At 69.6% G+C, this 21,990-nt stretch carries 23 protein-coding genes, 1 tRNA gene and 1 pseudogene; 15 read left to right on the forward strand and 10 right to left on the reverse strand.

The annotated features are described in order from the left end of the window. Positions 1-19 precede the first annotated feature (19 nt). The 3 genes from fdh to nrfD are packed head-to-tail and all read left to right on the forward strand — an operon-like array spanning position 20 to position 5,080. Positions 20-3,211: a formate dehydrogenase gene (fdh, locus tag ABZ194_RS20205; RefSeq protein WP_355598352.1), complete on the forward strand. Its 3,192-nt coding sequence runs from the start codon at positions 20-22 to the stop codon at positions 3,209-3,211. Then, the gene (locus ABZ194_RS20210) at positions 3,204-4,088 is read left to right on the forward strand and encodes a 4Fe-4S dicluster domain-containing protein (RefSeq protein WP_355598354.1); all 885 of its coding nucleotides are present in this window, start codon (positions 3,204-3,206) and stop codon (positions 4,086-4,088) included. The genes fdh and ABZ194_RS20210 overlap by 8 nt, the downstream gene beginning before the upstream one ends. Beyond that, a complete protein-coding gene (nrfD, locus tag ABZ194_RS20215; protein ID WP_355598356.1) occupies positions 4,085-5,080 on the forward strand; it encodes an NrfD/PsrC family molybdoenzyme membrane anchor subunit in 996 nt (331 codons plus the stop codon). Before ABZ194_RS20210 ends, nrfD begins: the two co-directional genes overlap by 4 nt. A 163-nt stretch (positions 5,081-5,243) precedes the next feature. On the opposite strand, the gene selD is transcribed toward nrfD, so the two are convergent. Beyond that, positions 5,244-6,326: a selenide, water dikinase SelD gene (gene selD, locus ABZ194_RS20220; RefSeq protein ID WP_355598358.1), complete on the reverse strand. Its 1,083-nt coding sequence runs from the start codon at positions 6,324-6,326 to the stop codon at positions 5,244-5,246. A gap of 203 nt (positions 6,327-6,529) precedes the next feature. Between selD and ABZ194_RS20225 the strand changes: the two genes are divergently transcribed. Continuing rightward, positions 6,530-6,625: transfer RNA gene (locus ABZ194_RS20225), tRNA-Sec, on the forward strand. Positions 6,626-6,754: 129 nt separating this feature from the next. Here the strand turns inward: ABZ194_RS20225 and ABZ194_RS20230 are convergent. Then, positions 6,755-6,985 (reverse strand): tyrosine-type recombinase/integrase, encoded by a 231-nt coding sequence (locus tag ABZ194_RS20230; RefSeq protein ID WP_355598360.1) that lies wholly within the window; start codon positions 6,983-6,985, stop codon positions 6,755-6,757. On the opposite strand from ABZ194_RS20230, the gene ABZ194_RS20235 reads away from it, so the two are divergent. Beyond that, positions 6,926-7,378, forward strand: coding sequence for a DUF4326 domain-containing protein (locus ABZ194_RS20235; RefSeq protein WP_355598362.1), 453 nt, complete (start codon positions 6,926-6,928; stop codon positions 7,376-7,378). The two genes, ABZ194_RS20230 and ABZ194_RS20235, sit on opposite strands and share 60 nt — an antisense overlap. Before the next feature lie 118 nt (positions 7,379-7,496). Here the strand turns inward: ABZ194_RS20235 and ABZ194_RS20240 are convergent, their stop codons facing one another. Next, positions 7,497-7,724, reverse strand: coding sequence for a hypothetical protein (locus ABZ194_RS20240; protein ID WP_355598364.1), 228 nt, complete (start codon positions 7,722-7,724; stop codon positions 7,497-7,499). 710 nt (positions 7,725-8,434) lie between these two features. On the opposite strand from ABZ194_RS20240, the gene ABZ194_RS20245 reads away from it, so the two are divergent. From ABZ194_RS20245 to ABZ194_RS20255, 3 genes are all read left to right on the forward strand, one after another. Beyond that, positions 8,435-8,614 carry a hypothetical protein gene (locus tag ABZ194_RS20245; protein WP_355598366.1) on the forward strand — a complete coding sequence of 60 codons (180 nt, stop codon included), beginning with the start codon at positions 8,435-8,437 and terminating at the stop codon, positions 8,612-8,614. An 18-nt stretch (positions 8,615-8,632) separates the two neighbouring features. Further along, entirely contained in the window at positions 8,633-9,052 is a 420-nt protein-coding gene (locus tag ABZ194_RS20250) for a hypothetical protein (protein ID WP_355598368.1), read from the forward strand. A gap of 72 nt (positions 9,053-9,124) precedes the next feature. After that, a complete protein-coding gene (locus ABZ194_RS20255; protein WP_355598370.1) occupies positions 9,125-9,370 on the forward strand; it encodes a hypothetical protein in 246 nt (81 codons plus the stop codon). A 53-nt stretch (positions 9,371-9,423) separates the two neighbouring features. Here the strand turns inward: ABZ194_RS20255 and ABZ194_RS20260 are convergent, their stop codons facing one another. Continuing rightward, positions 9,424-9,600 carry a hypothetical protein gene (locus ABZ194_RS20260; RefSeq protein ID WP_355598372.1) on the reverse strand — a complete coding sequence of 59 codons (177 nt, stop codon included), beginning with the start codon at positions 9,598-9,600 and terminating at the stop codon, positions 9,424-9,426. Positions 9,601-9,629: 29 nt separating this feature from the next. Further along, positions 9,630-9,776 (reverse strand): annotated as a pseudogene (locus ABZ194_RS20265) (IS630 family transposase); the annotation flags it as partial. A gap of 59 nt (positions 9,777-9,835) precedes the next feature. Here ABZ194_RS20265 and ABZ194_RS20270 point away from each other — a divergent pair. Both ABZ194_RS20270 and ABZ194_RS20275 read left to right on the forward strand, forming a co-directional pair. Beyond that, on the forward strand, positions 9,836-10,378 hold the full coding sequence (locus ABZ194_RS20270; protein ID WP_355598374.1) for a dihydrofolate reductase family protein: 543 nt from the start codon (positions 9,836-9,838) through the stop codon (positions 10,376-10,378). Positions 10,379-10,920: 542 nt separating this feature from the next. Further along, entirely contained in the window at positions 10,921-11,307 is a 387-nt protein-coding gene (locus ABZ194_RS20275) for a hypothetical protein (protein WP_355598376.1), read from the forward strand. A gap of 19 nt (positions 11,308-11,326) precedes the next feature. Here ABZ194_RS20275 and ABZ194_RS20280 read toward each other — a convergent pair whose 3' ends face one another. The 5 genes from ABZ194_RS20280 to ABZ194_RS20300 form a co-directional block, all read right to left on the reverse strand. Continuing rightward, the gene (locus tag ABZ194_RS20280; protein WP_355598378.1) at positions 11,327-11,485 is read right to left on the reverse strand and encodes a hypothetical protein; all 159 of its coding nucleotides are present in this window, start codon (positions 11,483-11,485) and stop codon (positions 11,327-11,329) included. Between the two features lie 1,064 nt (positions 11,486-12,549). Beyond that, entirely contained in the window at positions 12,550-12,909 is a 360-nt protein-coding gene (locus ABZ194_RS20285) for a MarR family winged helix-turn-helix transcriptional regulator (protein WP_355598380.1), read from the reverse strand. 95 nt (positions 12,910-13,004) lie between these two features. Next, the gene (locus tag ABZ194_RS20290) at positions 13,005-13,385 is read right to left on the reverse strand and encodes a hypothetical protein (RefSeq protein ID WP_355598382.1); all 381 of its coding nucleotides are present in this window, start codon (positions 13,383-13,385) and stop codon (positions 13,005-13,007) included. Positions 13,386-13,427: 42 nt separating this feature from the next. Then, on the reverse strand, positions 13,428-13,907 hold the full coding sequence (locus ABZ194_RS20295) for a DUF6879 family protein (RefSeq protein ID WP_355598384.1): 480 nt from the start codon (positions 13,905-13,907) through the stop codon (positions 13,428-13,430). A 2-nt stretch (positions 13,908-13,909) separates the two neighbouring features. Beyond that, positions 13,910-14,095 carry a hypothetical protein gene (locus ABZ194_RS20300; protein ID WP_355598386.1) on the reverse strand — a complete coding sequence of 62 codons (186 nt, stop codon included), beginning with the start codon at positions 14,093-14,095 and terminating at the stop codon, positions 13,910-13,912. A gap of 584 nt (positions 14,096-14,679) precedes the next feature. On the opposite strand from ABZ194_RS20300, the gene ABZ194_RS20305 reads away from it, so the two are divergent. From ABZ194_RS20305 to ABZ194_RS20325, 5 genes are all read left to right on the forward strand, one after another. Beyond that, on the forward strand, positions 14,680-15,315 hold the full coding sequence (locus tag ABZ194_RS20305) for an excalibur calcium-binding domain-containing protein (RefSeq protein ID WP_355598388.1): 636 nt from the start codon (positions 14,680-14,682) through the stop codon (positions 15,313-15,315). A gap of 210 nt (positions 15,316-15,525) precedes the next feature. After that, positions 15,526-16,629, forward strand: a complete 1,104-nt coding sequence (locus tag ABZ194_RS20310; RefSeq protein WP_355598390.1) for an ISL3 family transposase — start codon at positions 15,526-15,528, stop codon at positions 16,627-16,629. 266 nt (positions 16,630-16,895) lie between these two features. Beyond that, positions 16,896-17,573, forward strand: a complete 678-nt coding sequence (locus ABZ194_RS20315) for a dihydrofolate reductase family protein (RefSeq protein WP_355598392.1) — start codon at positions 16,896-16,898, stop codon at positions 17,571-17,573. A 1,229-nt stretch (positions 17,574-18,802) separates the two neighbouring features. Further along, positions 18,803-20,092 (forward strand): L-seryl-tRNA(Sec) selenium transferase, encoded by a 1,290-nt coding sequence (gene selA, locus ABZ194_RS20320; RefSeq protein ID WP_355598394.1) that lies wholly within the window; start codon positions 18,803-18,805, stop codon positions 20,090-20,092. After that, entirely contained in the window at positions 20,092-21,990 is a 1,899-nt protein-coding gene (locus ABZ194_RS20325) for a SelB C-terminal domain-containing protein (RefSeq protein ID WP_355598396.1), read from the forward strand. Before selA ends, ABZ194_RS20325 begins: the two co-directional genes overlap by 1 nt.

The following is a 21,990-nucleotide window of genomic DNA, read 5'->3' on the forward strand; positions in this document are numbered from 1 at the left end:
GATGGGGTAGAACCGGCACATGGCACGGGGAGGATGGATCTCCCGCTGGCCGGTGCTCCGGCAGCTCAGGGGAGAGGACGGCAGGGGGACCGCCGCCCGCTCCGCGCGCACCGACGCGCTCCGGCCCCGCGTCGAGGAGGCCGACAGCGTCGCGCGGTCGGTCTGCCCGTACTGCGCGGTCGGCTGCGGCCAGCTCGTCTACGTCAAGGACGGACGGGTCACCCAGATCGAGGGAGACCCCGACTCGCCCATCTCGCGCGGCCGGCTCTGCCCCAAGGGGTCGGCCAGCAAACAGCTCGTCACCCACCCGGGGCGGCAGACCCAGGTGCTCTACCGGCGGCCCCACGGCACCGAGTGGGAGAGGCTCGACCTCGAAACCGCGATGGACATGATCGCCGACCGGGTGGTCCGCACCCGGCGGGAGACCTGGCAGCAGGAGGACGGGGGCAAGGTCGTCCGGCGCACCCTGGGCATCGCGGGGCTGGGCGGGGCGACGCTGGACAACGAAGAGAACTACCTGATGAAGAAGCTCTACACCGCCCTCGGCGCGATCCAGGTGGAGAACCAGGCCCGTATTTGACACTCCTCCACCGTCCCCGGTCTGGGGGCCAGCTTCGGGCGCGGCGGCGCGACGGACTTCCAGCAGGACCTGGTGAACTCCGACTGCATCGTCATCCAGGGCTCCAACATGGCCGAATGCCATCCGGTGGGGTTCCAGTGGGTGGTCGAGGCCAGGGCCCGCGGGGCGAAGGTGTTCCACATCGACCCGCGCTTCACCCGGACCAGCGCGCTCGCCGACCGCTACCTGCCGATCCGGGCCGGCAGCGACATCGTCCTGCTCGGCGCGCTGATCAACCACGTCCTGACGAACGAGCTCGACTTCCGCGAGTACGTGCTCGCCTACACCAACGCCTCGACGATCGTCTCCGAGCGCTTCAAGGACACCGAGGAACTGGACGGGCTCTTCTCCGGCTTCGATCCCGAGACGCGCAAGTACGACCCGTCGAGCTGGTCCTACGAGGGCGCGGCCGAGGAGGCCGCCGCCGGGCTCCGCGGCGAGCAACTGGAGGGCGGGCCGCGCCACGCCGAGGCCGCCGGACCCGACCAGTACGGCGCGGGCGGCGCCGCCGCCCCCGTCAGGCCGCCCACGGATCCGACGCTGCGCCATCCGCGCTGCGTCTACCGGATCCTCAGACGGCACTTCGCCCGCTACACCCCCGAGCTGGTCGAGGAGCTGTGCGGCATCTCCCCGGAGGGCCTCGCCGAGCTCGCCGAGGCGATCACCGTGAACTCCGGGCGGGAGCGCACCACCGCCTGGGCGTACGCGGTCGGCTGGACCCAGCACACCGTCGGCGCGCAGTACATCCGCACCGCCTCGATCCTGCAACTGCTGCTCGGCAACATGGGCCGCCCCGGCGGCGGCATCCTGGCGCTGCGCGGTCACGCCAGCATCCAGGGCTCCACCGACATCCCCACCCTCTTCAACATCCTGCCGGGATACCTGCCCATGCCCCACGCCTACCTGCACGAGGGGCTGGCGGACTACCTCGCCCAGGCCGGAGCCGACACCGGCTTCTGGGGCAGGAAACGCTCCTACATGGTGAGCCTGCTCAAGGCGTGGTGGGGGGAGGCCGCCACCGAGGAGAACGACTTCTGCTTCGACCACCTGCCGCGCCTCACCGGCGACCACAGCCACTACACCACCGTGCTGCGGCAGATCGACGGCACCGTGAAGGGCTACTTCGTGGTGGGGGAGAACCCGGCGGTCGGCTCCTCGGGCGGCAAGACGCAGCGCCTCGGGCTGGCCAACCTCGACTGGCTGGTGGTGCGCGACCTGACCCTGGTGGAGACGGCCACCTTCTGGAAGGACGGCCCCGAGCTGGCGACCGGGGAGATGCGCACCGAGGACATCGCCACCGAGGTGTTCTTCCTGCCCGCCGCGAGCCACGTGGAGAAGGAGGGCACCTTCACCAACACCCAGCGGCTGCTGCAGTGGCGGCACAAGGCGCTCGACCCGCCCGGCGACTGCCGTAGCGAACTGTCGTTCTACTACCATCTCGGCAAACGGATCAGGGCGCGGCTGGGCGACGACGAGATCGACCGGCCGATACGCGAGCTGACCTGGGACTACCCCGAGCACGGCGAGCACGCCGAGCCCTCGGCCGAGGCCGTACTGCGCGAGATCAACGGTACCGGCCCCGACGGGCGGGCGCTGTCGGCCTACACCGAGCTCAGAGCCGACGGGTCCACCCGGTGCGGCTGCTGGATCTACTGCGGGGTCTACGCCGACGAGGTCAACCAGGCGGCCCGCCGCAGGCCGGGGCGCGAGCAGAGCTGGGTCGCGCCCGAATGGGGCTGGGCCTGGCCGGCCAACCGGCGCACCCTCTACAACCGGGCCTCGGCCGATCCGGAGGGCCGCCCGTGGAGCGAGCGCAAGGCCTACGTCTGGTGGGACGCCGACAAGGGTGAGTGGACCGGGTACGACGAGCCGGACTTCGAGCGGAACAAGCCGCCGGACTACGTGCCGCCCGAGGGCGCCCTGGCCGAGGAGGCACTGGCCGGGACCGACCCGTTCATCATGCAGGCCGACGGCAAGGGCTGGCTGTTCGCCCCGGCCGGCCTGGCCGACGGGCCGCTGCCCGCGCACTACGAGCCGCACGAGTCGCCGCTGCGCAACCCGCTCTACAGCCGGCAGGCCAACCCGGCGCGCCGGATCTACCACAGCCCCGACACGCCCTACAACCCGCCCGAGTCACCGCTCTTCCCGTACGTGCTCACCACCTACCGGCTCACCGAGCACCACACCGCCGGCTCCATGAGCCGGCCGCTGGCCTACCTCGCCGAACTGCAGCCGGAGCTGTTCTGCGAGGTGTCGCCGCTGCTCGCCGCCGAACTCGGCCTGGTCAACGGGGGGTGGGCGACCATCGTGACGACCCGCACCGCGATTGAGGCCCGCGTCCTGGTGACCGAGCGCGTCACCCCGCTGCGGCTGGGGGGCCGTACGGTCCACCAGATCGGCCTGCCCTACCACTGGGGCTGGGGCAGCGGCGGCCTGGTGACCGGCGACGTGGTCAACGACCTGCTCCCCATCGTGCTCGACCCGAACGTCTACATCCAGGAGGGCAAGGCCATGACCTGCGACCTGCGGCCTGGCAGACGTCCTACCGGCAGGGCCCTGCTCGATCTGATCCGGGAGTACCGCCATGACTGAGCGGATGGGCTTCTTCACCGACACGAGCGTCTGCATCGGGTGCAAGGCGTGCGAGGTCGCCTGCAAGGAGTGGAACGACGTGCCCGACGACGGATTCGTCTTCCGGGCGACCTCCTACGACAACACCGGCAGCCTGGGCGCGAACACCTGGCGGCACGTGGCCTTCATCGAACAGCCGCGCCGGACACCGCCACGGGAGGAGTGGACCGGCGCCGAGGGAGGAGAGGGGCAGGACGGCCGGGACGGTCGGGAGGGGCACGACGGCATCGAGGGCTGGTTGATGTCGTCGGACGTGTGCAAACACTGCACGCACGCCGCCTGCCTGGACGTCTGCCCGACCGGGGCGCTGTTCCGCACCGAGTTCGACACCGTGGTGGTCCAGGCGGACGTCTGCAACGGCTGCGGATACTGCGTGCCGGCCTGCCCCTACGGCGTGATCGACCGCCGGGAGCGCGACGGCCGGGCGTTCAAGTGCACCATGTGCTACGACCGCCAGCTCGGCGGTCTGGAACCGGCCTGCGCCAAGGCGTGCCCGACCGACTCCATCCAGTTCGGGCCACTGGACGAGCTCCGCGTCCGGGCGGAGGAACGGGTGGAGCGGCTACGGCGGGAGGGCAGACCCGAGGCCCGGCTGTACGGCGCGAGCCCCGATGACGGGGTGGGCGGAGACGGGGCGTTCTTCCTGCTGCTCGACGAACCCGAGACGTACGGCCTGCCACCCGATCCGGTGGTCACCACCCGGGACCTGCCCGCGATGTGGCGGTGGGCGGGAGGTGCCGCGCTCTCCCTGGCCGGAGCCGTGACGGTGTCCTTCCTGAGCACGAGGAGAGGGCCGGTGCCGTCCCCGGCCGGGGCCCGGCGGGGGTGGTGGCGATGAGGCGGGGAGAGGAGGCAATGGTCCCGGAGGCCGAGTTCCGGTCCTACTATGGCCAGCCCATCATCAAGTCCCCGGTCTGGCACGAACCCCACATGCCGGCCTACCTCTACCTCGGCGGCCTCTCCGGGGCCGCGTCGATGATGGCCGCCGCCGCCCGGATCTCCGGGCACGACCGCCTGGCCCTCACCGCCAGGCTCACGGCCGCCGCGGGGGCCACCGTCGGCGCGGGTTTCCTGGTCGCCGAGCTCGGCAGGCCCGAACGGTTCCTCAACATGCTGCGCGTGTTCAAGCCCACCTCGCCGATGAGCATGGGCTCCTGGCTGCTGGCCGCCCACAGCGGGCTGACCGCGCTCGCGGCCACCGCCGCGCTCGCCCCCGTCCTGCCCGCCTCGGCGGCCACCGCCGTCCTGCGCGTCCCCTCGGTCGCAGCCGTACTGCCCGTCGCCGGCGACGCGGCGACCATGGCCGCCGCGCTGACCGGCCCGCTGATGTCCACCTACACCGCGGTCCTGCTCGCCGACACCGCCGTGCCCGTCTGGCACGAGGCCCACAGGGAGCTGCCCTTCCTCTTCGCCGGCAGCGCGCTGGCCAGCGCGGGCGCCGCCGGCATGCTGACCGCCCCTCGCGCGGAGGCGGGCCCGGCCCGTGCCGTCGCCGTGCTGGGGGCGGCCGTGGAGACGGTGGCCGGCGCCGTGATGGAACGGCGGCTCGGCATGCTCGGCGAGCCGTACCAGCGGGGGAAGGCGGGCGGCCGGATGCGGACGGCCCGCGCACTGACCGTGGGCGGCGGCCTGCTCGCGGTGGTGGCCGGGCGCAGCCGCGTCCTCACCGGGCTCTGCGGCCTCGCCCTCACCGCCGGCGCGCTGTTCACCCGGTTCGCCGTCCTGGAGGCCGGCCGGGCGTCGGCGGCCGACCCGAGGTACACCGTGGTGCCCCAGCGCCGCCGCCTCGACGCGGGCAACCCCGCCTCCGTCCCCGCGCCGTCACGCTGAGCCACCCGGCATCCCGTCCGACGCCCTCTCTCGCGGCTCTGCCCAGCGGCCCGCTCGGCGGTTCCATCCGATATCCCCGTCCGGCAGATCCGGTTGAAGACACCGTGGTCAGTCAGAGCAAGAGCCAGGCTCTACCGGGAGGCGTTCACCTACATCCTCACTGTCAGCGCAGTCGCAGGGCGGGGCCTTCGGCGGGGACGAGCTCTCCGACGACCTGGGCACCGGGGATCTCGCCCACCACGAGCAGGCCGCCCGAGGTCTGGGCGTCGGCGAGCAGCAGCAGGTCCTCCTCGCCGCAGCGCCCCGCGTCCAGACGCGGCTCCACCCAGGCCAGGTTGCGGCGGGTGCCGCCGCTCACGTAGCCGTCCCGCACCGCTCGGCGGGCCCCCTCCAGGTACGGCACGGCCGCCACGTCCACCACCGCCGTCACGGCGCTCGCCCTGGCCAGCTTGTACAGGTGGCCGAGCAGGCCGAATCCGGTCACGTCCGTGGCGCACTCCACGCCCGCCGCGAGCGCCGCCCTGGAGGCGTCGCGGTTCAGCGTGGTCATCACGGTCACCGCCTGCGGGAAGACCTCGCCGGTCGCCTTGTGCCGGGTGTTGAGCACGCCCACGCCGAGCGGCTTGGTCAGGGAGATCGGCAGCCCCGCCCGCCCGCCGCCGATCCGCAGCAGCCGTCCGGGGTCGGCCAGGCCGGTGACGGCCATGCCGTACTTGGGCTCCGGGTCGTCGACGCTGTGGCCGCCCGCGACGTGGCAGCCCGCTGCCCGCGCCACCTCCAGGCCGCCGCGCAGCACCTCCTTGGCGAGCTCCATCGGCAGCCGCTCCCGGGGCCAGCCCAGCAGGTTGACGGCCACCACGGGCTCGCCGCCCACCGCGTAGACGTCCGACAGGGCGTTGGCCGCCGCGATCCGCCCCCAGTCGCGGGGGTCGTCGACCACCGGTGTGAAGAAGTCGGCGGTGGCCACGATCGCCCGGCCGCCCTCGATCCGGACCACGGCGGCGTCGTCCCCGTCGTCCAGCCCGATGATCAGCTCACCGGCGGGGGAGGAGAGGGGAGGGCGGCCGTCCGCCCCGTCGAGAAGGCCGGCGACGACGGCCTCCAGCTCGCCGGGCGGGATCTTGCAGGCGCAGCCGCCCCCGTGCGCGTATCCCGTCAGCCGCAGCGCCCTCCGCTCCGGCGGGGAGGTCGTCGCGGGCTCTGGATACCGTGCCGGAACACCCGGGTCCGCTGCCGTTCCCGTCATGTCGTCATCCTCTCGGCAGACCGTGTCGCGGATCATGTTCCCGCTGTTCCCGCTGCTCCCGAGGTCTGCGAGGCCTGCGAGGTCTCCGTACCTCGACCCCGGTCGTCCTCGTCGTCCCGGCGCTCTCGCCGTCTCCGGTGTGCCGCGGCGCGCCGACATCCGGCACGCCGGAGACGTACCCATCTCCGGGTAGGTTCTCCCCTGGAGGTGTCTGGGCGCCTGGTGGCCCCCGCGGTCTTCAAAACCGACGAGGCCGAGGTCCTCGGCCTGGCGGGTTCGATTCCCGTCCACCTCCGCCACCGGCGAAAACAAGGGAGGGTCCATGAGGGGCGGGGGAGGAGACGCTGGGGGTTCGACCTAAATGATCTCTCTGGAGAGTCCAGTGGGAACAAAATGGGAATATCGCGTCATGCTTGCTGGGCTTGCCTTCACCCCGGCAGGAGCGCGACCACCTTCTCCGCCGCATCGTCCAAAACAGCCTGCCGGACATGCTGGTAAAGATCCCGGGTGATCGTCGTCGAATGCCCAAGCCACACTGAGACGACCTCCACGTCCAGCCCGGCCTCCAGCCCGGGCGTTGCCGCCGTGTGCCGGGCCTCGTGCAACTTGATCACCGGCAGGCTCGCCGCCTTCGCGATCGTCCGGAACCGCTCCGACACCCAATAAAAGGCTGGAAAATATCGGAAGGTGCGATCTACGTCGGACGCCCCGGCAAGTACGGTAACCCGATCCGCATCACACCCGAGCGTGGTGATCGGGGCAGCGCCATGTATCGCGTGCACGGCAGCCCCATGGACCGCCAGGGTGGCCCCGCCTACGCCCTCGTGGAGACAGCCCGGTACTTCGCTGTGAGGTTCTTCGAGTGGGACCTGCTCAACGACCGCTACGGCGCGGGGTACCCGTCCCTTGACGACATTCGACGCGAACTCGCGGGCAAGAACCTGGCCTGCTGGTGTCCGCTCCCTGAACCCGGAGAGACCGACTGGTGTCACGTGCGGATCCTGCCGAACGTTGCGAACAGATATTGGCCCGCCCATGTCCGAGATCCCTGAGCCTGAGGTGCGCGTCACCCGCTACGAGGTCACGAGGTGTCGTGCCTGCCCGAAGACGACATCAACGCCTGTCACTACACGCTCGCCGTGGAGTACCGGGGCCGCGGCCCCGGGAGCGTCAGTTCTGATAGCAGGCCGGATGCCCGTTCTTCATGCTGCAAACACGCCCCTGGTCGTCGCGGATCCTCTCCCAGGCGCCCGCGGCGAACCAGGTGCTGTTGTTATTTGTGGTCCATGCGGCGTTCTCGACTGTCAACGCGTCGACGTCCTTGACGCCGATCTGCTTGCTCTTCTTTCCGCTGGGCAGCCAGTACGTCTTGCAGGTGAAGGTCCCCCGTTGGGTCACGCACGTCTCCGAGCCGACCCCGAGCTCCGCGACCTTCATCGTGTACGAACTTGGCAGGTAGTTGTCGACGTAGCCGCAGATGAACCCAAGAGTGCATGTCCCCGCGTTCGCCTGCGGTGCTGACGATAAGAGAACCAAGCCGGTTACCGCAGCCGAGAGTGCTGCACCCTTCGACATCCTCCATGCGATCTTGCTTCGCATCGCCGACCCCCCTTCATGTCGCTTACATGACGGCTTGCTCGGCCTATCCAACGGAAACTGAGACGATGTGTCCACAAGGTCTATGTCGGCCAAGCCTTGCCGGAATAGTGATTCAGATGAAGCCGACCCGCAAGATGATGAGAAAGATGGGATATCCCAGAATGGCTGACCTCGCCATTTCGCCCACGCATGGGATGGTATGGGATGGTATGGGAGGAGGCCTCTGCCGCCGGGGCACCGTGCCTGCCGAGTCCCTGAGCCACCTCTCCCACGGCCGGTGGAGCGTTCAGCCCGGCCGCTCGTCACCGGGCGCTCGCCGTGATCGCGGACGCACCCCAGACGCGCGACCTGCTAGAGGGCCGGCGACTCGCACGCCGCGAGATGAAGAGCGAGTATGGGCGGCGTAGGCGCGGGAGGAAACGTCGTTGACCACGGAGGAGAACAGCGTGGACAAGCTCGATGCGGCTGAACACTGGCTACGAACCCCGCCCACCACCCCAGGAGGTCGAATGATCACGACCAAGGCCAGCGACTACTACCACTCAACCGAGGAGTGCAGCGGATTCCAGGCGGGCCGTACCGGCAGCGACCACGCCGGATACACGCTCCACCCCATCCTGGACCTGAGCGAGAACGACGCCCAGGCCACAGGCAAAAAGCCATGCAACATCTGCGTAGGGCGCCCCTGAGTGCCTCCGAGAGGAATCATGACCACCCCCCTGTGGATCGTCGACCTCGACGGCACCCTCGCCCTCCGAGGCGATCGCGGCCCCTACGATTGGCACCGGGTAGGGGAGGACCTGCCGAACCCGCCGGTCGTCGCCATCGTCCAGGCACTTGTCCACGCCGGCCACCCCATCGCCTACGTGTCCGGCCGCAAAGAGCAGTGCCGCCGCCAAACCGAGATGTGGCTATGCGCCAACGTCGGCTACTGGGACGACGCCGAGGGCCTGTGGATGCGCGCCGACAAAGACAACCGGCCCGACGTGCAGGTGAAACGCGACATCTACCGGCAGCACTTCGCGGGCCGGGACATCGCCGGCGTCATCGACGACCGGGCGAACGTCGTCCGCATGTGGCGCTCGCTCGGCCTCACCGTGCTCCAGGTCGCCGAAGGAAATTACTGACCTCTTCGGCGAACCCGGGCGGGAGTGACCTCGGCGCTGGGCACGCTTTTGTCCCGGGAGGATGAGCGGACCATGTCCTTCACCCCGCTCATCCTCACCCACCCGCGCCTGCCCGGTGTCGAACTCCACCGCGGCCCGCGCTCCGGTGAGGCGTACCTCATCGCCCCGGCGGTGCGGCTGCCGCCCGCCGACTGCGCGGACGTCGGCGCCTGGCTCACCGAGCAAAGCCGGGAAGATCCCAGTGCCCCGCAGCGCTGGACAACGAAAAGCGGCTCCCCGCCCCAACGGAGAGCCGCCCCACAACCCCGCCCCGCCTGATCATCGAGGCCTCCCCGCAAGCGTACGACCCCGGAGGCCCCCGTGCCGCACACCTAAACCCTCGCCGACCTTGTCAACTCCTCGACGAAGTCCCCATCCGCGTCGAATACACCACCTACCGCGTCGTCACCCGCACCCACACCGTCCGCCGCACCGTCGGCGGTCGGCTTCGCGAACTCGTCCACCTCGCTGCCATCGCCGACGAGCAGGGCCTCGACGACGACGCCCACAAGGCCCTTAGCGCGGTGACCCCAAACGATCACCGGCTTGGTCGCCCAGCCCCGGACTGAGGACGACCCCACCGGCGGTGTCGTTCACGCCGTACCCGGGCACGTTGCCGACGCTGCGCGGCCGGCACACCCGGCTGCCGGTTGTTCGCGTTGCGCCACCGCAGATACGCTTGCAACTCCCCGCCGGCCGAACTGTGATCCGGCCTCGGGCCTCCAAGATCCGTGGAGAAAACGCATGAGTGATGTGGGCTTCGGCACCGGCAAAGTGGTCGTGAACCGGGCGATGTCGCTGGACGGCTTCATCGCCGGCCCTGGCCACGCGATGGACTGGATCGCCGAGTACCTGACCGCGGCCGAGGTCCCGGAGGTCATGGCGGCCACGGGCGCAATGCTCATCGGCCGTGGCACGTACGAGGTCGCCAAGCGTATGGCCGACCAGGACACCGCCTACGACGGGGGAGCACAGTTCGTCCTCACGCACAAGCCTCCCGACGAGCCGGACCCTGCCGTCACATTCCTCACCTGTGGACTTGAGGAAGCCGTTGCCACGGCACGCAGCGCCGCGGGCGGCAAAAACCTGGAGATCCTCGGTGCCGACGTGGCCGCCCAGTGCCTGCAGCGCGGGCTCGTCGACGAGATCCTGGTGTATGTCCTACCGGTGCTACTGGGCGACGGCGTCCGCTTCTCGCCCCCAAGCCTCGACAGGATCGACCTGGAACCTTTCAGCAACACCCAGTCGGGCGCCATCACGATGCTCCGCTTCCGCGTGCGAAAGTAGGCGCGGCCCTCCAACGGCTGGTGCGGTGACACGAACGTTCGCAGAGTTTGATCACGCCGCCTTGGCGCGGGGGCGGCCGCGCCAGAGGGGCTTTTGCGTGACGGAGAATCCGCGGCTAACCACCTTTTCCGGGGCTTCCCGGAAAAGGTGTTTGTGCAGGTCGCCCAGGTTACCGGCCTGCGTAACCCGGGCGACTGGGCCATTCGCCGCCTACCTCGCGTGTGGAGGTGGAGCCCCGGCGGGGGCCGCGTGACACCGAGGTGTTCGGTTCGTTTGGCGGCGGGTTCCCGAACAACCGCCCGGCCCGACGAGTTCATAGGGAGGCCGCAGTGACCACGAACATTCGCAGAGTGTGACCGCCTTCGGCCGTTTCAGGGTGGAACGCCTCCGGCGGAGGTAACGTGCGCGAAGTGCACCCTCACCAGTCTTCGCCGTACCCGCAGCAGACTCCACTCGGACCATACGAGCCGCCGCCGGGCCATCCGATGGGGTCGCCACCTCAAAGACACCACCGGCCGCCACAGCCGATGAGCGGAAGCACCGTGGCGCTCATCACCGTCGCCGGAGTCGTCGCCGTGCTGGCCATGCTCGGCGGACTGGTCAAGCTCCTCGACGGAGGAGAGGCGAAGCCAGCCACGCGGTCAGCCGGGTCGCCCACACTCACTGCGGCGATCGTGTCGAACATCCCAAGACCGAACGCGCGGCAGGCCGAGGAACTGCTGTACGGGCTACGTCGGATCGACCCGGAGCTGGACCGTGCACGCTCCATCGGCCGGGCCCGGAACACCTGCTCAGACCTTCTGCACAATGAGCCGCGCGCCGCGGCGGTGGAGAGGACCCGGCTCCGGTTCGACGGGATCGCTGACATCGACGCGACGGACGCGCGGGCGATCGTGAAGCTGATCGAGACGGGCGGCTGGTGCCGGTGACGTCCCCGGCCTGCCAGAGTCAGTCAGGCGACCCGGCCTCGCCCGGCTCCGTCCAGCAGCTCTTGCACTTGCGGGGTCGTTCCGCCGTGGGGATGGTGGACTTCACCAGGCCCCGCTCCCACGCGTACGGCTTCCTGTTGCCTGGTTTGCGGCCGCCGTGCGTCATGTCTCTGGCCACGACGGCAACCTACCGGCGGAGGGCACCTGCGGTTTCCAACGTCGCGGTGTGTCGCCCAACGGGCCGGGCGGCGCGCCGGAGATCGCGGCCGGCGGACCGAAGCCTGGGCTCGTGGCGTGGAGCTCCGAGAGCCGCATGACGGTAGGGGGGACGGCCGCCGTGGTAACGAGAATGGTAAACCGCTGGTGTTGCGGCAATCACAGTCAACGGTAATTGTGCGGGCACTGGTGGGCGTGCTTTCTGCTACGACTTGCAACACAAAAACGTGTGGATCGTCTACTGTTACTTACGCGCGTTGATACGAAGCGGAAGCTCGCGAGCTTCCGAATGCTGTCAGCTGTGCTGAAAACACGAAGCCCCGGCACAGTTCTCAAGGCCGGCCGGGGCTCCGTCCGCCGCAGGCTCCGGCTGGCCGCTTTGGCTAGCCGAGCCTGCGCCTTCTACGGAAAAGCCAGGTTGCCGTGACGGCTGCGACTCCCAGCGCTAGGAGCCACCGCTGGCCAGGGCTACTTGGCCTCTCTACCCGCTTTGCGTGCCTCGCCATGGGCGATCCCACCTCTCTGGACCAGTACGCCCCGCGATGGGGAGTGCGACCCTGGTCCTCCCAGTCGACTCCGCGGAATCCGACTGAGACGAGGAACGGCGTGTGCTGTGCTCACGAGTCGAGATGAAGTTACCAGTGCCCCCGGCGGATGTCCCGCCTAAAGCGATTAATCGGCTACTTCAGCTCCTGTGGTATCGCTGGGGTTAAAACAAAACGGCCGTAGTCATGTATGTTGACGGGCTCTTTCGGGCAGAGATGGCGTAGCGCTCAAGGCCCTGAGTTCGCCGCACTGCTTCGCCCCCACTGAGCCGGTGCGCGGGATGCGGCGGCCGCGACAGTGCCTCGTTCGAGCGGCGGCGGGCAACCGTGGGGGAGACCCCCACGGTTGACGGGCCGGCCCCGCACAGCAAAGGCGCCCCACCCCCGAAGGGGGTAGGGCGCCGTGTCGGCCGCTTAAGTCGGCAGGCGCAAAGTCGCCGGACCCGCGGCCCGGTGACTAGCCTGAGCCGACCTTCCACGCTTAGCGGTGCGTTGGCGTGGCCCATGTGCTCGGTGCGTGGGATCGGTCGATCAGGGCGGTCATCGAGCGCTGGAAGTCGAGGCGTTGTTGCTCGGTCCACCCCTCCGCCAGCTGATCGAAGATCTGCTCCTGCCATTGGTGGGCGTGCTCGAGCATGACTCGGCCAGTCGCTGTCACCTCTGCCTCCCTGCGCCGCGCATCGCGCGCGGACGTCCGCATCGCCAGGTAGCCGGCACCCGTCGCGTCTTTGACCAGCCGGGAGGCTCCGCTTTGGTCGATCCCGATCTCGGCAGCGATCGTATTGACCGTCGCGGCGGTCCCGCGTCGGGTAAGCGCGTACACGGCTTCGGTGACGAGCACGAGCCGACCTTGATCGTCGGATGCGTCCCCGGTCTGTGGTCTGCGCGACCAGTGGCGCACGAACTCGAACAGGACCTGCCCCGGCCCCCGCGCGCTCACTCGGTCGCCGCCATCTCACGACAGATGAAGGCGAGTTCGAGCGCGGACTTCAGGTCAGGCAGCCGCAGCGATGCCGTCACCTTCCCATCCGCGACCCGGAAGATCGTGGCCACTCGACTCGGGCTCTTGCTCGCCGGCCACGATGCGTCTTGCTCCACGACCATCAGACGATCGCTGACCGGATGCCACGACCGGGGGGTTAGCTTGATTCCTGACCTTTCCACCCAATCCGCGAACTCGCCAGACGAGATCGGTCCGGCCCCTTTCGGCCCTAATACGACGACGCGGTCTCCGACCGCTGACGCTGAACGCCTCGGGTCGCCACTGTTCACGCTCGCATGCCACTCGTTGATGGCTTCTTCAAGAGGGGATTCCATGGCAAGAGTGTATGCGATTCGCATACATATGCCCTCTGGGTGTCAACCAACTTCCGAAGCCGCGACGCCAGGCCGGTAGTGCAGGGTCAGCGGCCCGTGCAGGCGCTCAACCTCCTCCACCGGAGCGCAGGCCCCACCCGTGCCGGTGAGATGCAGGCCGAGGTGCGGGTTGCCGTCGTCATACGGTGCCAGGCCGAGCCCCTTGGCCGTCGCGCGGTCGAGGTAGCGAATGTCCTCGCCGGCCTGGATGCTGAGGCGGGCGACGGCGATGCCGTACCGGGTGTAGTCCGACACCGGGACGGACACGATCCGCACCCGCCGCCACGCTTTCCCGGCCGCGACGTCGGCGGTGATCTTCTCCATCCACGACCGGTTCCAGGCGTAGTCGTCGGGTTCGCCGGCCGCCCATCTGCGGTACGGCTCGGCGCCGACTACACTGTTGTAGCGGTCGCGCAGCTCGAACCGGAACGCCTCCTGCTTGAAGCCGGCCAGCAGCGCGTCGAGATCGGTCTCGGTGAGCACGATCACCCCTTGCTGAAGAAGCGGGCGAGGTTCTTCGGGATCTCGACGAGGGTCTCGTCGTCGGCGAGGTTGACCACGTCGCCCAGCGCGTCAGGGTCGGTGACGATCTTGCCTTGGACCACGTAGCTGTTGCGGTCGGTGGCGTAGACCGCTGGGCAGGTGCCCTGCTCGCTGGTGGTACCAAGCATCCTCAGGCACATGACGGGTGTCCTCCGGATTACTGGGGATTTCTCGATTCCCCGATCGTGTGCGCGGCGGGGGGCGTTAAGAAGGCGCGCGATGCGGTGTCGGGTGCCTGCTTGTCTCGGCTGGGTTGTTTGCCGGCGGGGGACGGTCGGTGATGGGAACAGGGGGGAACAGCGAGACCGAATACGTTCAATCGCGGCCAATCACAACCCGCGCCACCGTGCCTGGCTGACCTGGCCTGCCAACGACTGCCATCGTTGGTCAACGGCAGCCGGTACAGCCGCAAGCAGACTTCAAAACTGACGAGGCCGAGGTCCTCGGCCTGGCGGGTTCGATTCCCGTCCACCTCCGCCACCTGGAAAAATCCGCCAAATTCAGGAAAGGTCGCCTCAGTGGCTCGGCCGAGATGACCTTTTCCCGGCCCTGGGGTCGTCAACGTGAAAGGTTCTCGTGAGTTCCAGATCGGTCACTATACGTACTGAATGAGATATGTAAGGCTACGGTCGAGGCCCTGTTCCCCGAGTGAAGGACCTCCGTGAAACGAAGCATCGCCCTGCTCACCGCCGCTCTTACCGTTCCCCTTTCCATGGCCACTCCCGCTGAGGCGGTCAGTGTGCCGAAGGGTGCGAAGAAAGCCACCGTCGTCAAGATCGTGGATGGCGACACGATCGATGTCCGTTTCACCCGCACCGGCCCCACCGTCCGCGTGCGCCTCCTGGAGGTCGACACCCCCGAACGGGGGCGGTGCTGGTCCAAGGCGGCGACCAAGCGCACCGCTGCGCTCCTACCGGTCGGCAAGGCGACGCACCTGATCGCGGACAAGGAGCCGACGGACCGCTACGGCCAGTCCTTGTTCTACGCGTGGAACCCCGGCGGTGTCTTCGTGAACCGCAGCCTCGTCCGGTACGGGTACGGCAAGGCGGTGCTGTACAAGCCGAACGACAAGTACATCACCGTGATGCGCGCCGAGCAGGTCAAGGCCCAGCGGGAGCGGTTGCGCATATGGTCGGGCAAGTGCGACACCACCGCTCCGGCTCCGGACTCCACCTCGACGCCGGAGCCCACACCAACTCCGGATCCGCCGTCGACGGGGAACGATCCGCGTTTTCCGACGTGCGGGGCGGCCAATGACGCCGGGTATGGGCCGTACCGGCGTGGAACCGACCCTGAATATGGCTGGTATCAGGACCGTGACGGTGACGGGGTCGTCTGCGAGCGCTGATCTTGGAGTACGAATGCCCTGCTCTCCTTGCGGCGAGCGGGGCCATTTCCGTGGTTCTGTCTCACTCTGCGGCGTCGGGTTACAGAGTGTGAGGTGTGGGGCTGTTGGTGTTGGTCGCGGTCTTGTAACACGGTGCGCATGGGTGCGGTCGTTCCGTCACGATTCGGATCACTCGAAGATCAAACGTGAAGAACGGCCGCGTAGGGGTCATTGTGCTGCACGAGGTGTCGTCCGAGCAGGCCCGTGACGTTCGCCGAGCAGGCCGAGGGAGTGACCCAGTGGCGGCAGCGGCGGACTCCGGGCCTGCGCCATGTGCTGGAGCGGGTCGGCCTGGCACTGGCCGGGCGGGCCGGAGTGCGTCTAGCGGCGGTGTTGGGCGCGGTGGTGTCGCGGTGCACGATGCTGCGGCTGATCCGTGCCCTGCCCGATCCCGAGGTCGGCACAGTGAGAGTGCTGGGCGTCGACGAATTCGCCAAACGCCGTGGTCCAAGCTATGCCACCATCCTGATCGACCTGGACACCCACCGTCTGGTCGACGTGCTGGACGGCCGTGAGGCCCAACCTCTGGCCGACTGGCTGGCAGCCCACCCCGGGGTTGGCGTCGTGTGCCGCGACCGGGCGGGAGGGTTCGCCGAAGGCGCACGGCTGGGAGCGCCTGACGCCCGGCAATGCGCCGACCGCTGGCATCTCTACAACAACCTGTGCGTAGCGGTCGACAAGACGATCCGAGCAAACCGCGCCGACCTGCGCGAACCCATCCCCGCCTGGGACGGCCAGGAGGCGCCGGAGGCCTCGGGTGCCGGCACCACCGCCGCCGCCCAGAACAATGCCGACACTCAGATCTCCGAGCCTCCTGAGGAGGCCAGCCGCACCGGCACCGAAGAACTGCACGGCCCCGACCTCCCACCCAAGCCGCTGTCCGTCCGCGACGTGCGCCGATGGATCACCAGCGACCCCGGCCACCTCACCGACGACGACAAAGACCACCTCGCCGCCATCCTGGACCGCAGCCAGCCCCTGGCCGCCCTCGACCAGCACGTCACCACCTTCGCCAAAATGCTCATCCACCGCACCGGCGAACGCGACCTCGACGACTGGCTCACCGCCGTCGACACCGAGACCACAGACCTGCCCCACCTGCGGTCCTTCGCCCAAGGGCTCCGCCGCGACCACACCGCCGTCCTCAACGGACTGTCCCTGCCCTACTCATCCGGCACGGTCGAGGGCGAAAACTGCAAGATCAAGCACCTCAAGAGAATCATGTTCGGCCGCGCCAACCTCGACCTCCTCCGAACCATGATCCTTCACAACTGAGCGTCACCACCGACGGCCCGCCCCAGAGTGAGACAGAGCCCCTTCTGGATGGCCACCAGCAACGCCCGCCACCACTGGTCCGCACTGGCGCGCTTGAGGAAGTGGAGCGCAGTCGCCGCGAAACTGTCGTGCTGTCGGATCGCTGACGACTGGCGTCCCGAAAGGTTTTTTGAAGAAATCCGGGAGGTGGTGTCGGATCGGGGCGGTGGTGTTCGTAGCAGGGGTGAGGCCGCCCACAAGGGGCGCCAAGGTAAGGAACCGCGATCATGAAGCTGACGACCATGACTCAGGTCACCATCGATGGAGTGATGCAGGGAAACGGCGCCGCGTCGGATGACCGCAGTAACGGATTCGAGCGCGGCGGATGGGCCAGGGGGAAGGGCGACGACGAGACCAGGACGTTCATCACGCAGACCTACCAGTGCGCAGAGGCGTTCCTGTTCGGCCGGCGCACCTACGAGCTGTTCGCCGGCTCCTGGGGATCAATCGACCAGATGCGCGCACATCCCATCGGCGTGGCCTTGAACGAGGCCCCCAAGTACGTTGCCTCAACCACGCTCACCGCGCCGCGTTGGGAGGACACGACCGTTCTCCGCGGTGATCTCGCGGCGGCCATCAGTGAGCTGAAGGCCAAGCCCGGGGGCGAGCTGCAGGTGCACGGCAGTGGCATCCTGACCCGGTGGCTGCTGGAGAACGATCTGGTCGATGAGATGACTCTGCTCACCGTCCCGGTGGTCGTCGGCCAGGGCGCGCGGTTGTTCCCGGACGCGGGCCCGGATCTTGCGCTCGACCTGGTCGAGTCGCGCGTCGACTCCAACGATGAGAAGGTGCGGCGCGCGGACTTCGGCGACGGCCGCGGCTTCGTGCTGTTCCTGATCCTGGACGCGGTGGTGCGGGTGGTCGATTATCTGAGTGGGGTAACACCGGAGACGGTGGGACTGTGATTCTGGCAGCAGATGGTACTGCGGGCGGTGTTGCAGTTAACAGTTCTGCTGGTGGACTGACTGGTGATGTGAACTGCAACTCGGATGGTGTAAAACAGCAGCCATTTAACGCCTGGCTCGTCTATTGTGGACATGCATGTGATGCAGAGGGCAGTGCTCCTATCAAACACTTTGCATGGCATACAGTACGAAGCCCCGACACCGGCTGGAATCGATAGTCGGGGCCTCGCCTGCCGCCAGGGCCCCGGCAAGTTAGGTATTCATCCCGATTCGCGTGTCACACGTATGAGCGGGTGTGGAGGCCGAGAGCTGGGGCGACACGTAGGGGTCATGTCAGCGAAACAGACAAAACGATAACTTGCCGGGGCCCTGCGCCTGCCGCAGGTTGGGCTAGCCGTTTGGCTAGCTTGGCCTGTGCCTCTTGAGCAGCCAGACCGCCACAACCATGATGGCTCCCCCAAGGGGAAGCCATCGCCAGCCGAGACGGCCTGATCCGGTAGTTCGTTTTGCGTGCTTCGCCATGGGCGCCCCCTTTTCTGGACCGGTATTGCCCGTGATGGGGGGAATTGACCCCAGTCCTCCCAGTCGATCCCGCGAGACCCGGCTGGGGCGAAGAGTAGCGTGCGCTGTGCTCTCGAACCGAGATGAAAATATCAGCGATCTCGGCTCTTGACTCGGATATGCCTACCCAATAACTCTACGATTCCTGTGGAAATTCTTGTAGAGGCGAGAGGGCAGCCGCTAGATGTCCGAGCCTCTCGCTGTCGGCGACGATCCTGCCCTGGATTAAGTAAGCCGCGGTAGGTGCCGTAGAGGGTCGGACATTCATCGTCCTGCGATGAGAGGTTCTTGCCGAGGAAGCCGATTCGCATTGGTGCCTTCGGTTACCGGGGGGTGCCTCAGCTGCGAATGCTCCATCGGGCTGTGGGATCCGCCAAGGCTCATCAGGAGTATGCGGAGAACCTCGCCCTCTCGCTGTTTGAGCATCCGGTCAGTCCGGCGAGGGCAGGGAGGGCGATTCTCCGCACAGCGACTCCTGGTGAGGGTGTTGGGGCGCAGAGTGGACACCGGTCATGGGGGTGGGGTTGCCAGGGCAGGGAGGCCCTGTTCCCGGCCTGGGGGGCCGGGGGAGACCGGCCGACGTTTCAGCGGATCTCAAAACGGATGAGGGCGAGGTCCTCGGCCTGGCGGGTTCGATTCCCGTCCACCTCCGCTCTATTTTCTAAAGAGTGGACTCACGCAGGCGCGTACCGCGCACCGACGTCGTGCTCGCCGATCCGCGGCTGGTCGCCGCGGCGCGGCGGCTGGGGCGTACGGTCGTCAAGGACGCCGTGGCCGAGGCCCAGCTCCGGGTACGGCAGGGCGCCCTGGACCCCGGGGAGGTCGCGGACGCGGCCGTGGCCGCGCTTCCACCGTACGCCGCGAGCCTCCGGCCGGTGATCAACATGACCGGTGTGCTCGTCCACACCAACCTCGGCCGCGCCCCCCTGTCACCCGCCGCGATGGAGGCGGCGGTCGCCGCGGCGGGTTACACCGACGTGGAGTTCGACCTGGCCACCGGTGTCCGGGCCCGCCGTGGCCGCGGCGTGACGGACGCGCTCGCGCGGGCCGTACCCGCCGCCGAGGACGTGCACGTGGTCAACAACAACGCCGCCGCGCTGGTGCTGGCGGCCACCGTGCTCGCCGCCGGGCGGGAGATCGTGGTCAGCAGGGGGGAGCTGGTGGAGATCGGGGACGGCTTCCGCATCCCCGACCTGCTCGTCTCCACCGGTGCGAGGCTGCGCGAGGTGGGCACCACCAACCGCACCTCCCGCGCCGACTATCTGGCGGCCGTGGGGCCGCGGACCGGGTTCGTGCTCAAGGTGCACCCGTCGAACTTCCGGGTCGAGGGCTTCACCGGTTCGGTCGAGGTCGCCGCGCTCACCGGCCTGGGCGTGCCCGTCGTGGCCGACATCGGCTCGGGCCTGCTCACGCGGGAGCCGTCGCTGCCCGAGGAGCCCGACGCGGTGAGCATGCTCAAGGCCGGGGCCGGCCTGGTCACAGCCAGCGGGGACAAGCTGCTGGGCGGCCCGCAGGCCGGACTGCTGCTTGGCGCCCGTGACCTCGTCGAACGGTGCAGGCGGCACCCGCTCGCCCGTGCGCTGCGGATGGACAAGCTGACGCTGGCCGCGCTGGAGGCCACCCTGCGCGGCCCCGCCACCCCGATCCACCAGGCGTTGCGCGCCGATCCGGCGGTGCTCCGCGACCGGGCCGAGGCGCTCGCCGTCCGCCTGGCCGAGGCCGGGGTCGACGCGCGGGCCGTGCCGAGCGAGGCCACCGTGGGCGGCGGCGGAGCGCCCGGAGTACCGCTGCCGAGCGCCGCGGTGAGCCTGCCGGAGCGGTTCGCCGTACCCCTGCGGACCGGGGATCCGCCCGTCGTCGGCCGGGCCGAGGGGGGACGGCTCCTGCTGGATCTGCGGGCCGTCCCCGCGGACCGCGACGGCGACGTGCTGCGGGCCGTGCTGCGGGTGAACGGCTGATGCACGTCGTCGCCACGGCCGGCCACGTCGATCACGGGAAGTCCACGCTGGTGCGGGCGCTCACCGGGATGGAACCGGACCGGCTGGCCGAGGAGCGGCGCAGGGGGCTGACGATCGAGCTGGGCTACGCCTGGACGACACTGCCCTCGGGGGAACGGCTGGCCTTCGTCGACGTCCCCGGGCACGAACGGTTCCTGGCCACCATGCTGGCCGGGGTCGGCCCCGCCCCCGCCGTCATGTTCGTGGTGGCCGCCGACGAGGGCTGGATGCCCCAGTCGGAGGAGCATCTGGTGGCGCTGGAGGCCCTCGGAGTACGGCACGGCCTGCTCGCGGTGACCCGCGCCGACCTCGCCGACCCCGCGCCCGCGCTGGAGCGGGCACGGGCCCGGCTGGCCGCGGCCGGCCTGGACCGGGTCGAGGCGCTGGCGGTGAGCGGCCGGACCGGCCAGGGCCTCGACGAGCTGCGCCGGGCGCTCGGCCGGATGGTGGCCGGCCTGCCCACGCCCGACCCCGGCGCGCCTGTGAGGCTCTGGGTCGACCGGGTGTTCACCGCGCGCGGCAGCGGCACGGTCGTGACCGGCACGCTGCCGGCCGGCCGGATCGGTGTGGGGGACGAGCTGGAGCTGCCCGAGGGGCCGGTGCGTGTCCGGGGGCTGGAGAGCCTGAAGGAGCCGCTGACCTCGGTGACCGGGGTGGCGCGGGTGGCGGTCAACCTCCGCGCCCGGAGCGTCCCGGAACGTGGCCAGGCCCTCGTCACGCCCGGCGCGTGGACCTTCACCGACCTCGTCGACGTACGGCTCTCCCCGGTGGGGGCCGGTGACCGGGCGGGGTGGAGGGAGCCCGTTTCTGAGGACCGGGCCGGGGACGGCCGGTCCGGGCGGAGGGGCCCCGGCCCCGGGCGTGTGCCGGAGGACGGGAACGAACCCGGCCTGCCGGCACGGCTGACCGCTCACATCGGGTCGGCCGCCGTGGTGTGCGCGGTCCGCCCGCTGGGCGGCCGGATCGTCCGGCTGCGCCTGGCCCGGCCGCTGCCGCTGCACGTGGGCGACGTGCTGCTGTTGCGTGACCCCGGCCGCGACCGGGGTGGGGTACGGGTGCTCGCCGGGGCGAGCGTGCTCGACGTACGGCCGCCCGCGCTGCGGCGCCGGGGCGCGGCCCGGGAACGGGCCGCCGAGCTGGCGGCGGCCGTACCGGACGGGGGCGCGTCGGCGGGGGCCGTACCGGACGCGGCCTCCCTGCTGCGCACCCATCGGCTGCTGCGCGGGGACGACCTGCTGGCCATGGGATGCGCCCCCGCCGCCGCGCCGGTCTGCGGAGACTGGCATGCCGACCCGGCGTACTGGTCGCGTCTGGGGGAGCGGCTGGCCGAGGTGGTGGCGAGGCACGCGGCGGAGTGTCCGCTGGAGCCCGGTCTGCCGGTCGAGGCGGCCCGTCACGAGCTGGATCTGCCCGACCGGCGGCTGGTCCTGGCGCTGGTGCGGCCGCCGCTGACCGTCGCGGACGGGCGGATCGGGAGTGGCGGGCCGCAGGGCCTGCCCGCGCCGGTCGCCGGTGCGGTCGAGCGCCTCGGCTCCGAGCTCTCGGCCAGCCCCTTCCTGGCGCCCGACGCGGGGCGCCTGGCCGAGCTGGGACTGGGCCCTCGGGAGCTGGCGGCGGCGGTGCGCGCCGGGATGCTGCTCCGGGTGGCCGAGGGGATCGTGCTGCTACCGGGATCCGATCTCCGGGCGGCGCGGCTGCTGGCCCGGCTGCCCCAGCCGTTCACGGTCAGTCAGGCCAGGCAGGCTCTGGACACCAGCCGCCGGGTCGCGGTCCCGCTGCTGGAGCACCTCGACCGCCGAGGTCTCACCGAACGCCTGAACCAGACCCACCGCCGCTGCCGGACGCCGTCCTCCGGCTGA

This window comes from Streptosporangium sp. NPDC006007 (genome assembly GCF_040614315.1).
GTDB lineage: Bacteria > Actinomycetota > Actinomycetes > Streptosporangiales > Streptosporangiaceae > Streptosporangium.